This window comes from Pantanalinema sp. (assembly GCA_036704125.1).
Taxonomy (GTDB): Bacteria; Cyanobacteriota; Sericytochromatia; order S15B-MN24; family UBA4093; genus JAGIBK01.
The window spans coordinates 1-12238 of the sequence record DATNQI010000029.1 but is presented as its reverse complement, the minus strand read 5'-3'; the positions used below and the strand labels follow the sequence as shown (position 1 = coordinate 12238).

Below are 12238 nucleotides of genomic sequence, written 5' to 3'. Positions count from 1 at the left end.
CGGATGAGCCCTACTCCTTGAAGCGGATGGTCACCGTGGTCGAGATGGTGGCGTCGCGGCTCATGATGGCGTTGCGGCTCGAATCGAGCAGCTCCACGTAGGCCTTGAGCTCGGACTTCGCACGGACGTAGGCGCTCATGCTCGCTTCCGGGGCCACGAGGGTGAGGTCCACGCGACCCAGGGGGCCCGAGCGGGTGTTGGTCGCTGCCTGGATCAGGGCGGGGAGCGCCAGGGTGCGTTCGATCGGGTTGACCGGGATGCCCTCGCCGATCTCGGTCGAGATGGGGGTGGCCGCCGCCAGGTTGCTGAGGTCCGCCTCGAGCGGGTAATAGGTCACCCGGTAGTACTTCACCGTGGCGCCCAGGCTGCCGGGGGGGGCCTTGAGGTAGAGCGAGACCAGGCCGTTGCCGGCGAAGTTGACGGCGGTCGACGGACTCGCCGCGCTCGTTCCCTCCAGGGCGCCGCTGCCGATGCTGTTGGAGACGTACTCCACGGCGTTGAGGTGCGCGCTGTCGACCGGCCCGTAGATCGGGAGGGTGATGGGGTTCTTGATCCGGGTGAAGGTCTCGGTTTCGCTGGTGTTGTCGAAGGTGTTGGCATCGACGAAGGTCTGGACTGCCGACGAGTACTGGCCGTCAAACTCGGCCATGATGGAGGTGACGGTATTGGCCGCCACCTTGGCCAGGACGAACTCCCCCTTCTCGAGGGTGATCTGGTGCTTTGCCTTGTCTTCCGCGCTCATGGTGGAGCGCCAAAGGTCGTCCTTGATCACGATGGGATCCGTGGAGGGGTCGCTGGCCGAGTAGAAGACCGCCGCGCCGTTGCTGACCTTGGCGCCCGCGATGGGCTGGTTGTCGCGATCGACGATCTTGCCCCTGATGGTGCCGGTAATCATCGGTTTGGCCGGCTCGCCGACGAGCCCGAACACGGGGCCGAGCTTGTCGCAGCCGGCGCTTGCGATCGAGAGGACGGCGATGACCCATGCGAATTTTTTCATAGGAAGGGATAGTCCTCTCTCGGCCTACTTCGCGGCCTGCTCCGATTGGATGTCGGTCACGAAGTTGACGGTGAACGTGCCGACGGCCTCGACGATGTTCTGGTTGTCGTCGCGCCCCGTGAAGGTGATCTCGCCGATCAGGTTCTGATTCCAGGGGTCCCCGTTTACGGTGACCGCCCCGCCGTTGCTGCGGAAGCCGTTCACGATGCCGTAGGTCTCGACCGCCCCCGAGATGGCTGCGACCTCGAGCTTCTCCGAGCCGCCGGTAGTCGCCGTGCCGGTCCCGCCGCCGCCGCGCGGCACGTACAGCGTGGCCTTGAGCTGGCGGTGCGGGATCAGGGTGTCGCTGATCTCGGTGCCCTTCTGGTCGAGGAAGCGGATCTTGTAGTCGGTGAAGAGGACTCCCGGCGTGATGTCGCCCGGGAAGGACTTCAGGGTGAAGGTCACCCGGTCGCTCTCGTTCTTGAAGAGCTTGGTGGCCTCGTCGTAGGTGAGCTTGGAGGTCGCCACCTGGGGCTGGGCGGTCACGAGGATCTTGGCCTTGGGCATGAAGGGATTGCCGAGCGTGCAACTCGTCGTGCCGATCAGGACCCCTGCCGCCAGCAGGGACGCCCGCGCGATTCGTCCGATGGGATGGGCCATGCCGCGTCTATCCTCCGGGTGAAATTGAGATCGATCGTCCGCTCCCTTATACCCCGGGCGTCACCCCTTGTACACACCCGGTGCGAAAGGGTGACGAGCGTCACTTCCATTGGCTTTGCGTCCGGTGCGAACGTCACAATTTTGGCCTTGTCACGTTTTGGCGATTGTTGATGTTGTGATCCCGTATACATACCGCGCTTGCGATCGGTTGATAGGATCCCGGAACGTGCCAGGGGCGGTTGGATCAAGCCCCGGCCAGAAGCGCAAGGGAGAAAGGAATCGCAGGATGAGAAGACGTCCGACCACCAAGAAGCCGCCCGCGGATTACGTCGAGCCCCCGGCCGAGGCCCTCTCGGGCGAGGAGGACGAGGTCTTCAACCAGCGCGCCACCTTCTACTTCTCGGAAGAGCAGCTCCTCTCCTTGGAGGTCGTGATGCTCAAGCTCCGCACCGAGCAGCGCATGAAGGTCGGCAAGTCGGAGATCATGCGCGCCGCTCTGGACTTCATCCTCGAGGACTACAACCTCAACAAGAATAACTGCTGGCTGGTGCGCCGCCTGGCGGACAAGGACGGGCGCTAGGCCTTCGGTCCTTCCCCCGCTTCTTCACGTGCTTTCGCGCCCCAGGGTACCGGGGCGCTTTTATTTTTTGAATTCATCTTCATAATAAGTTAGAATCCTTGGCGGGAGGGACGCCCCATGTCCGAACGCGCCTACGCCGTGGCCTTCCTCAACGTCGAGGGGGTGGGCTCGACCCGCCTGCGACGCCTGCGCGATCGCTTCGGCTCGCTCGAAGCCGCCTGGCATGCCAGTCCCCGCGAGCTCGCCTCGGTCCAGGGGATCGGGCCCGAGATCGCCCAGGCGATCGCCGCCCAGCGCCCGGAGCTTGTGCCCGAGGCGGAGCTTGCGGCCGTCTTTCGCGCGGGCCTCGAGGTGGTCTGCCACTGGGAGAGCGCCTACCCCGGGGCCCTGCGCGAGATCCACGACCCGCCGGGCGTGCTCTTCATCCGGGGGGCGCTGCCCGATCTCAGCCGCGCGGTCGCCATCGTGGGCACCCGGCGCTGCACCCGCTACGGGGCGCGGATGGCCGAGACGATCGCGCGCGAGCTGGCGGCAAGCGGGGTCGTGGTCGTCAGCGGCCTGGCCTTCGGCATCGACGCGGCCGCCCACCTGGGGGCGCTCGAGGCCGGAACGACCCTGGCGGTGCTGGGCTCGGCCCTGGATCGGGTCTACCCCGCGAGCAACCGGGGGCTGGCCTCGCGCATCGCCGAGCGCGGGGCGCTCCTCTCCGAGTACCCGCTCGGCACCGAGCCCGCGGCCGGGCAGTTCCCCGCCCGCAACCGGATCGTGGCGGGGTTGTGCCAGGCCGTCGTCCTGATCGAGGCCAAGGAGCGCTCGGGTGCGCTCATCACCGTGGAGATGGCCCTCGACCAGAACCGCGAGGTGATGGCGGTCCCCGGCCCCGCGGACGCGCCCTGCTCGCTGGGGCCGCACCGCCTGATCCAGCAGGGGGCGCGCCTGGTGCTGTCGGCTTCCGACGTGCTCGACGAGCTGGGCTGGAGCACCCCGCGGGCCCCGGCGCGCGAAAAGTCGCCGCCCGCGCTTCTTGGCGACGAGGCCCGGGTCTACGAGGCCATCGAGGCGGATCCGACGGGCCTGGAGCGGATCGCCGCCAAAAGCGGCCTGCCTCCTGCCCAGATCAACAGCGTGCTCCTGGTGCTGGAGCTCAAGGCGCTGGTGCGGCAACTGCCCGGTCGTCTGTATGTTCGATCGTGAGGTCCAAAGCCTTGAGAAACCGGGCGAGTGAGATTTTCAAAGTGTGATAGAGTGGGGGTGAATTTTTTCCGCGCGTCCAGGCGAAGGAGCCTGGATCCGGGCGGTACGAGCGGGTCTGGGCCTTTTGCGCGCTTGCGCCATTCTTACCGGACCGAAAGGTGGATAGAGCGTGTCGAAATCGTTGGTGATCGTCGAGAGCCCCGCAAAGGCCAAGACCATCGGCAAGATCCTGGGCAAGGACTTCCAGGTCAAGGCCTCTGCCGGCCACATCCGGGACCTCCCCAAGAAGGGCCTCGGGGTGGACGTCAAGAAGAACTTCCTGCCCCAGTACGAGGTCCTCGCCGAGAAGGCCAAGGTCGTGGCCGAGCTGCAGGAGGCCGCCTCGAACGCCGATCACGTCTACCTCGCGCCCGACCCTGACCGCGAGGGGGAGGCGATCGCCTGGCACCTGGCCTCGATCCTCGAGGACCTCAACAAGCCGATGCAGCGCATCGAGTTCAACGAGATCACCAAGGACGCCATCCTGCGCGCCGTCCAGCACCCGCGCACCATCGACATCCAGCGGGTCAACGCCCAGCAGGCGCGCCGCGTGCTCGATCGCCTGGTGGGCTACAAGATCTCGCCCCTGCTGTGGCAGAAGGTCCGTCGCGGCCTCTCGGCGGGCCGCGTCCAGAGCGTGGCCGTGCGCCTGATCTGCGATCGCGAGGCCGAGGTCCAGGCCTTCGTCCCCAAGGAGTACTGGTCCGTCGGGGTCGACCTCCTCAAGGGGACGGCCAAGACCGCCTTCTCGACCGAGCTGGTGCGCTGGGCCGGCAAGAAGCCCGACATCGGGTCCGAGGCCGCGGCCACGGCCATCGTCGACGCCCTTCGGGTCGCCGACTTCAAGGTCGCCAAGGTCCAGACGAAGGAGCAGAAGCGCCAGCCGAGCGCGCCCTTCATCACCTCGAGCCTGCAGCAGGAGGCCTCGCGCCGCTACGGCTTCACCGTCAAGCGCACCATGACCCTCGCCCAGCAGCTCTATGAGGGCATCGACCTGGGATCCGAGGGCCCGGTCGGCCTCATCACCTACATGCGTACCGACTCGGTGCGCATCGCCGACGAGGCCTGGGAAGAGGCCAAGGGCTACATCGCCGAGCGCTACGGCAAGAGCTACCTGCCCACCAGCCGCCGGACCTACGCCTCCAAGAAGGGCGCCCAGGAGGCCCACGAGGCGATCCGCCCGACCTCCATCCTGCGCACCCCCGAGCAGGTCAAGGGCCACCTGACGCCCGACCAGTTCAAGCTCTACCGCGTCATCTGGGAGCGCTTCGCCGCGAGCCAGATGGCCAACGCCACCCTCGCCGTGCTCTCGATCGACATCGAGGCGGGCGACGGCGTGCTGCGCGCGACCGACACCAAGGTGGTCTTCGCAGGCTTCCAGGCCGTCTACATCGACACCCCCGAGGAGGACTCGGAGGAGGCCAAGGCCCAGGCCAAGAAGCCCTCGAAGCTGCCCGACCTGGCCGAGGGCGACGCGCTCAAGCTCAAGGAAGTCAACCCCAAGCAGCACTTCACCCAGCCGCCGCCCCGCTTCACCGAGGCGACCCTGGTCAAGACCATGGAGGAGAAGGGCATCGGCCGCCCCTCCACCTACGCGCCGACCATCGCGACCATCCAGGACCGCGGCTACGTCGAGAAGCTCGGGCGCGCCCTGCAGCCGACGGAGCTCGGCATCCAGGTCAACGACCAGCTCGTCAAGCACTTCCCCAACATCGTGGACGTGGGCTTCACCGCCGACATGGAGGACAAGCTCGACACGGTCGAGACCGGGGAGAACGAGTGGCAGCAGCTGCTCAAGAACTTCTACGAGCCCTTCGCCGCCACCCTCAAGATCGCGACCAAGGAGATGCAGCCGGTCGCCATCCCCTCGGGCGAGTTCTGCGAGACGTGCGGTGCCGAGATGCTCATCAAGAGCGGGCGCTTTGGCGAGTTCCTCGCCTGCTCCAAGTACCCCGAGTGCAAGACGACCAAGCCGATCATCAAGAAGACCGGGATCGGCTGCAAGACGCCGGGCTGCGCCGGCGACGTGATCGTCAAGCGCACCCGCACGGGCAAGACCTTCTACGGCTGCTCCAAGTACCCGGAGTGCTCCTTCACCTCGTGGGACCTGCCGACCGACACCCTGTGCGTCAAGTGCAACACCTGGATGGCCCTCAAGCGCTCCAAGGCGGGCCGCAGCTTCCTCCTGTGCAAGAACGAGGAGTGCAAGAACATCCAGAACGTCCCCAAGAAGTCGGCCAGCGCCGACGGCAAGGGCGAAGGGGAAGGCGAGGAAGCCGTGAAGGAACCGCAGGAAGCGTAGGATCCCTTACCCCCCCGCTCAAGGGGGGGTATTTTTATACTGGCTTGGAAGGTGAACAATGGTGCTCAAGGCAAAGGTGATCGGCGGCGGCCTCGCGGGCTCTGAGGCCGCCTGGCAGCTCGCGAAGCAAGGGATTTCGGTCGAGCTGCACGAGATGCGCCCGGTGCGCGAGACCAAGGCCCACCACACCGATCTGCTCGGTGAGCTGGTGTGCTCCAACTCGCTCGGGGCCTTCGGCGAGACCAGCGCCTCGGGCCTGCTCAAGGCCGAGATGCGCCGCTTCGACTCGCTGATCCTCGCAAGCGCGCAGAAGGCGTCGGTGCCCGCAGGCGGGGCGCTCGCGGTGGACCGCGACGTGTTCGCCGGCGCCATCACCGAGGCGATCGCCCAGCACCCCAACATCACCCTGGTGCGCGACGAGGTCACCTCGCTCGACCCCGAGTGCCCGACGATCATCGCGACGGGCCCTTTGACCTCGGACGCCCTCTCGGAGGCGATCCAGCAGGCCACGGGCGTCGAGCACCTGCACTTCTACGACGCGGCCGCCCCCATCGTGACGCTCGAGAGCCTGAACTTGGACAGGATGTTCAAGGCCGCGCGCTGGAACAAGGGCGAGGGCGTCTACCTCAACTGCCCCATGACCCGCGAGGAGTACGAGGCCTTCCACGGCGAGCTCGTCAAGGCCGAGGGGGCGGTGCTGCACCTGGGCGAGGAGGAGAAGAACTTCTTCGAGGGGTGCCTGGCGGTCGAGGTCCTCGCCCGGCGGGGATTCGACACCCTGCGCTACGGCCCGCTCAAGCCGGTGGGCCTGGACGACCCCAGGACGGGCCGCTGGCCCTACGCGGTGGTCCAGCTGCGGCAGGACAACGTGGCAGGCGACCTCTACAACCTGGTGGGCTTCCAGACCCAGCTCAAGTGGGGCGAGCAGAAGCGCGTCTTCCGCATGATCCCGGGGCTGGAGGAGGCCGAGTTCGTTCGGCTCGGGGTGATGCACCGCAACACCTACCTGGCGAGCCCATGCTTCCTGGACGCGAGCCTGCAGTGGCGCGATCGCCCGCTGTGGTTCGTGGCGGGCTGCCTGGTCGGCGTCGAGGGCTACACCGAGTCGGCCGCCTCGGGGGCGCTGGCGGGTTACAACCTTGCAAGGGTCCTCAGGGGCGAGGAGCCCCTGGTGCTGCCCCGGACCACCATGCTGGGCAGCCTCATGCACTACGTCTCGCACGCCGATCCCAAGCACTTCCAGCCCATGAACTCCAACTGGGGGATCATCGATCCGCTGGAGGGGCCCAAGGTCAAGGACAAGCAGCTGCGTCACCAGCAGCAGGCCGAGCGCGCCCTCGCCGAGCTGGACCGCATCCTGGCCGGGGCCCTCACGGTCTAGCCGGAGGCTCGCGGCTTCGACGGGCGATCCGCGGCAACCGTCGCGGATCGCTTTTTGATCGCTCCACGAACGAGCGCTCTTGCGCTACCATGGTCTGGTGGCTTGTTTTTCGACTCGAAGGGGCTCTCGGATGCAGCTTGGATTCTACGCGTCGCCGTTTCGCCAGGGATGGATCGAGCTGATCTGCGGCTCCATGTACTGCGGCAAGACCGAGGAGCTGATCCGCCGGGTGCGCCGCGCCGAGATCGCCAAGCAGCAGGTCCAGGTCTTCAAGCCGATCATCGACACGCGCTACTCGCCCGAGGACGTGTCGAGCCACGGGGGCGCCCGGGTGAGCGCGGTGCGCGCGACCGGCGCCGAGGAGATCTGGCGCCTGACCGACGAGGCCACCGCCGTGGTGGCCATCGACGAGATCCAGTTCTTCGACGACGCGGTGGTCGAGGTGTGCCAGGCCCTCGCCAACTCGGGCAAGCGGGTCATCGCCTCGGGCCTGGACATGGACTTTCGGGGCGAGCCGTTCGGCGTGATGCCGCGCCTCTTGGCCCTCGCCGAGTCGGTCGAGAAGCTGACGGCCATCTGCATGGTCTGCGGGGCGCCCGCGACCCGCTCCCAGCGCCTGATCGACGGCGCGCCCGCCGAGTGGGACGACCCGGTGATCCTGGTCGGCGCCCAGGAGGCCTACGAGCCGCGCTGCCGCGCCTGCCACGTGGTGCCCGTCAAGCCGGGCCGGGTGCTGCAGCTGCCGCTGCCGGGGCCCCAGCGGGCCTGAGCCCTCCGCACCCCCCTTTCACCGGAGACGCGCCCTTGCCCCCCCTCGACGCCCACCGAGACGCCTTCCTGCTGCACCTCGAGGTGGAGCGGAACCTCTCGGCCCACTCGCTGAAGGCCTACCGCCAGGACCTCGACCAGTTCCGGCGCTTCGTGGGCGACACTTCGCTCGAGGCGATCGATTACCTGACGCTGCGGCGCTACCTGGGCGAGCTCTCCGCGAACGGTTACCAGCGCGCGACGATCGCGCGCAAGCTCGCCGCGCTGCGCACCTTCTTCCGCTACCTGGCCAGAGAGCGCGTGGTCGGCGCCAACCCGGTCGCGAGCGTCGCGAGCCCGAAGGCCGCCCGGCGCCTGCCCAAGTTCCTCGACCGCGAGGAGCTCGTGGCCCTCTTCGCGGCGCCCGATCCCGGTTCGCCCCTGGGTTTGCGCGATCGCGCCATCCTGGAGCTGCTGTACGCGACCGGGATGCGCGTGGGCGAGATCGTCGCGCTCAAGACCGACCAGATCGACTGGGACGAGCGCGAGATCGTCGTCTTCGGCAAGGGCTCCAAGGAGCGCCTGGTCCTGCTGGATGCGCATGCGGCCGAGCTGGTCACGGCCTACCTGCGCGAGGCGCGCGCGCGCCTGGTCGGCACGCGCGCCGACGGCGGGATCCTCTTCGTCAACCGGCAGGGGGGCGCCCTCGACCAGCGCTCGGTCCAGCGCATGCTGCAGAAGTACGTCGCGGCCGCCGGCATCCAGAAGGCCGTGAGCCCGCACACCCTGCGCCACACCTTCGCCACCCACCTGCTGGAGGGCGGGGCGGATCTGCGGGTCGTTCAGGAGCTGCTCGGCCACGCCAGCCTCTCGACGACCCAGATCTACACCCACGTCAGCCAGGAGCGCCTGCGGGAGGTGTACCGCCACGCGCATCCGAGGGCTTAACAAGGCGTTATGAAGCCTGGTTGCGATCCCATGCTCGCCGTGCTATCGTGAGCCTGAGCGATTCTGGACGGAGGCAAGGTTGCCGAGCAAGGTGGATGCCACTCCCCCCCAAGGTGAAGAAGCGCCCGACCTGCACGGGGCGGCGCTGGCGTGGGCGCAGCGCGCGCGCGCCGAGCTGCCCGAGCCGGCCCTGCGGGTGGCCGAGGGCTGGGCCGAAGCGGTCGAGCGCCACATGCAGCACCTGCTCGCCGCCGAGACCGAGGCCCTCCAGCGTGCCAACCGCACGCTGCGCGAGCTCGACAAGGGGCGCGCGGCCTTCATCTCCTCCTACTCCCACGAGCTGCGGACCCCGCTCAGCGCGATCGTCGGGGCCTGCGAGCTCCTGCTCGAGGACTTCGCCCAGGCCATCGAAGGCGAGCCGCGCACCTACGTCGCGATGATCAGCCAGAGCGCCGATCTCATCCGGCACCTGATCGACGACGTTCTCGACCTCGAGCGCATGGAGGCGCGCCGCTTCGACCTTCTCCTCGAGCCACTCCAGGCGGCCGAGGTGGTCCGCGACGTGGCGGACCTGATGGCCCCTCTGCTGCAGGAGAAGGAGATCCGCTGCGAGCGGCTGGTCAGCGAGAGGCTGCCCGCCTTCGCGGGGGATCCGGTCCGGATCCGCCAGGTCCTCCTCAACCTGCTCTCGAACGCCGTCAAGTTCTCGCCGCGCGGCGGCGTCATCCACCTGCAGGTCGTCCTCGAGAAGGCGGTCGGGCGTCGCGGGGCCTTCGTCGCCTTCACGGTGCGCGACGCCGGGCCGGGGATCGCCCCCGAGCACCAGAAGCTCGTCTTCGAGCGCTTCCGGCAGGCGCCCGAGGGCGGTCCTCGGGGCACCGGCCTCGGCCTGCCCATCGCCAAGCGCCTGGTCGAAATGCACGGCGGCCGCCTCTCGCTCAAGAGCACGCCGGGAGCGGGCGCTGCCTTCACGTTCACGGTGCCTGCGATCGATCCGGCCGCGAGTGAAACCTCCGCTTGCGGGGAACAAGAAGGGGGGGGCTCTTCGGCGAAGCCGCGGGGTCCGGAATGGAGCAAGCGATGACATTGGCCGAGTCTTGGCACGTCATGGAGCGCATGACTGCTCAGCATCTCGCTTCCGGCAGCACCGAGGAGCTCGCGGACGCCATGCTCGCGGAGCTGGTGACCCTCGCCGGGGCCTCTCACGCTCAGATCCTCCTGGCCGGAGATCTGGCGATCCTCGCGAGCCGGCCCTCCGGGGCGTGCCCCGCGCTGCCGCTCGGGATCGCGCTGGATGCGATCGCCGACGGCCGGATCCACTGGGACGAAGCCGGCTCCCAGGTGGCCTGCTGCCTTCCGATGCCGCTCCAGGACGGCATCTTCGCGGTCCTGCTCATGGCCTGGGAGGGGACGCCTCCTGCCGGGGCCGAGCGCGTCTCGCGCATCGAGGACCTTCTCCCTTTCGCGGCCCTGGCGCTCTCCCATCGTCGCCTGCAGGCGGCCCTGGCGCAGCGCGACGTCCAGCTGATGGACCTCGGGGCGCGCTACGACGACGCCATGCAGCGGGCGGTGACCGACGGCCTTACCGGGCTCATCAACCATGCCCACTTCAAGGAGCTCCTGGGCTTCGAGATCGGCCGCAGCAAGCGCTACGGGAATCACATGACCCTGCTCTTGCTGGATATCGACCTCTTCAAGAACATCAACGACACCTACGGCCACCTGATCGGGGACGTGGTCATTCGCCGGGTGGCCCAGGCCCTCAAGGGCCGGGTGCGCGACTGCGATCAGGTCGCCCGCTACGGCGGCGAGGAGTTCGCCATCCTCCTGCCCCAGACCGACCTGCCGGGCGCCTACATCGTCGCCGATCGGATCCGCCTGCACATCCGGGACATGGTCTTCCACAACGACGAGCAGCAGCCCATCCCCCCGGTGACGCTCTCGATCGGGGTGGCGCAGCTCCGCCAGTCCGACTCCCTCCTGAGCCTGATCGAGCGGGCCGATCACGCCCTCTATGCCGCCAAGCGGGGCGGGCGCGACACCGTCTGCTGCGAGGACGGCGAGACCCCTGTCCTCTCGGTGAGCTGAGCGCTCCCGCTTGACGTTCGTTCTAACTAGGAATATTATCGCAGACATGGAACACGAAGCGCCCACCTCTCCCTATAGCCAGGCCCCGGAGGCTTTCTTGCGGCCCTTGCGCGCGCTCGCCGAGGCCTACAACGCCTTTGCCGGCGCCGGCGCCCGCAACATGGAGGCGATGGGGCTCACCCCGGCCCAGTTCGACGTGCTCGCGACCCTGGGCGACACCGCCGGCATGACCTGCAAGCAGCTCGGCGAGGGGACCATGATCACCAAGGGGACGCTGACCGGCGTCCTGGATCGCCTGGAGGCCAAGGGCCTCATCCGGCGCACCCGCGGCGAGCAGGACTGCCGCCAGGTCTTCGTCCGGCTGACGCCCGAGGGCGAGGCGGTCTTCCAGCAGACCTTCCAGCCGCACGTGGATTTCCTCGGGAGCCGCATGGCCCACATTCCCCCCGAGCACCAGCGACAGCTGACCGAGCTCCTCAGAGAGCTGAGGCGCGCCTTCTCCTGAGATTTTTCGAGCGACCCGGCACTTAGTGCCGGGTCTTGCTGTCCAAGTCCAAGATCCGGCTCTCGGGGGGCTTGACGAATCGTTTTAGTTAGGACTAGTATGGAGTCGTTCTATGTAGAACGTTTGGTTAGCCGCTTCACTCTCTTCCGAAAGGAATTCGAATTCGCATGAACTCCAAGCTCGCCGCGACCTCCCTCACCTTCGCCTTCGCCGCCTCGCTCGCCGTGGCCGCCAACGTGGATGCCCGCCCCTTCAAGGTGGCGCCCGACGCCCACTCCGAGACCATGGCCACCTTCACCTCCAAGGCCGCGATCGTTCGCCTGTCGGGCCGCACCACCAAGGTGGACGGTGAAGGCACGATCAACGTGGACAAGCCCTCGCTCAACCCCACGGGCACCGTGACGATCGACGTCGCCTCGTTCGACACCGGCATCCCCCTGCGCAACGAGCACATGCGCGGGATGATCGAGGCGGAGAAGTACCCCACCGCCACCTTCACGATGAAGAGCATGAAGGCCCCCAAGCTCGTCGCCCAGCAGCCGGTCGACGGCACCGTCACCGGCGAGATGACCTTCCACGGCGTGACCCGCACCGTCACGGCCCCCGTGACCCTGGTCTACCTGCCCGAGCAGGACAAGAACTATCGCCCTGGCGACTGGGTGTCGGTCACGACCGGCTTCAAGCTCAAGCTGACGGACTACGGCATCAAGCTGCCCGCGGCGGTGCTCGGCGTCAAGGTCGCCGACGAGCTGAGCGTCGAGGTCGAGGGGATGGCCAAGGGCCTCTAATTCCCCCGGTGAAACGACCGAGGGGTC

Annotated in this window: 12 protein-coding genes; 10 read left to right on the top strand and 2 right to left on the bottom strand. The window is 67.8% G+C overall.

The window, feature by feature from the left end:
* Nucleotides 1-10: 10 nt before the first annotated feature.
* Together V6D00_04520 and V6D00_04515 are read right to left on the bottom strand one after the other, a co-directional pair.
* On the bottom strand, nt 11-997 hold the full coding sequence (locus tag V6D00_04520) for a hypothetical protein (GenBank protein ID HEY9898425.1): 987 nt from the start codon (nt 995-997) through the stop codon (nt 11-13).
* Nucleotides 998-1021: 24 nt separating this feature from the next.
* On the bottom strand, nt 1022-1639 hold the full coding sequence (locus V6D00_04515) for a hypothetical protein (GenBank protein HEY9898424.1): 618 nt from the start codon (nt 1637-1639) through the stop codon (nt 1022-1024).
* A 286-nt stretch (nt 1640-1925) separates the two neighbouring features.
* Between V6D00_04515 and V6D00_04510 the strand changes: the two genes are divergently transcribed.
* From V6D00_04510 to V6D00_04465, 10 genes are all read left to right on the top strand, one after another.
* The gene (locus V6D00_04510) at nt 1926-2219 is read left to right on the top strand and encodes a hypothetical protein (protein ID HEY9898423.1); all 294 of its coding nucleotides are present in this window, start codon (nt 1926-1928) and stop codon (nt 2217-2219) included.
* Nucleotides 2220-2336: 117 nt separating this feature from the next.
* Entirely contained in the window at nt 2337-3413 is a 1077-nt protein-coding gene (gene dprA, locus V6D00_04505; protein HEY9898422.1) for a DNA-processing protein DprA, read from the top strand.
* 169 nt (nt 3414-3582) lie between these two features.
* Complete coding sequence (gene topA / locus V6D00_04500) at nt 3583-5754, top strand: type I DNA topoisomerase (GenBank protein HEY9898421.1); 2172 nt, start codon at nt 3583-3585, stop codon at nt 5752-5754.
* 58 nt (nt 5755-5812) lie between these two features.
* Nucleotides 5813-7135, top strand: coding sequence for a methylenetetrahydrofolate--tRNA-(uracil(54)-C(5))-methyltransferase (FADH(2)-oxidizing) TrmFO (gene trmFO, locus V6D00_04495; protein HEY9898420.1), 1323 nt, complete (start codon nt 5813-5815; stop codon nt 7133-7135).
* 130 nt (nt 7136-7265) lie between these two features.
* Nucleotides 7266-7904, top strand: coding sequence for a thymidine kinase (locus tag V6D00_04490; GenBank protein HEY9898419.1), 639 nt, complete (start codon nt 7266-7268; stop codon nt 7902-7904).
* Nucleotides 7905-7939: 35 nt separating this feature from the next.
* Nucleotides 7940-8830, top strand: coding sequence for a tyrosine recombinase XerC (xerC, locus tag V6D00_04485; protein ID HEY9898418.1), 891 nt, complete (start codon nt 7940-7942; stop codon nt 8828-8830).
* A gap of 79 nt (nt 8831-8909) precedes the next feature.
* The gene (locus V6D00_04480) at nt 8910-9914 is read left to right on the top strand and encodes a HAMP domain-containing sensor histidine kinase (protein HEY9898417.1); all 1005 of its coding nucleotides are present in this window, start codon (nt 8910-8912) and stop codon (nt 9912-9914) included.
* A gap of 32 nt (nt 9915-9946) precedes the next feature.
* The gene (locus V6D00_04475) at nt 9947-10918 is read left to right on the top strand and encodes a GGDEF domain-containing protein (GenBank protein HEY9898416.1); all 972 of its coding nucleotides are present in this window, start codon (nt 9947-9949) and stop codon (nt 10916-10918) included.
* Nucleotides 10919-11015: 97 nt separating this feature from the next.
* On the top strand, nt 11016-11423 hold the full coding sequence (locus tag V6D00_04470; GenBank protein ID HEY9898415.1) for a MarR family transcriptional regulator: 408 nt from the start codon (nt 11016-11018) through the stop codon (nt 11421-11423).
* A gap of 167 nt (nt 11424-11590) precedes the next feature.
* Nucleotides 11591-12211 (top strand): YceI family protein, encoded by a 621-nt coding sequence (locus V6D00_04465; GenBank protein HEY9898414.1) that lies wholly within the window; start codon nt 11591-11593, stop codon nt 12209-12211.
* The last annotated feature ends 27 nt before the right edge of the window (nt 12212-12238 follow it).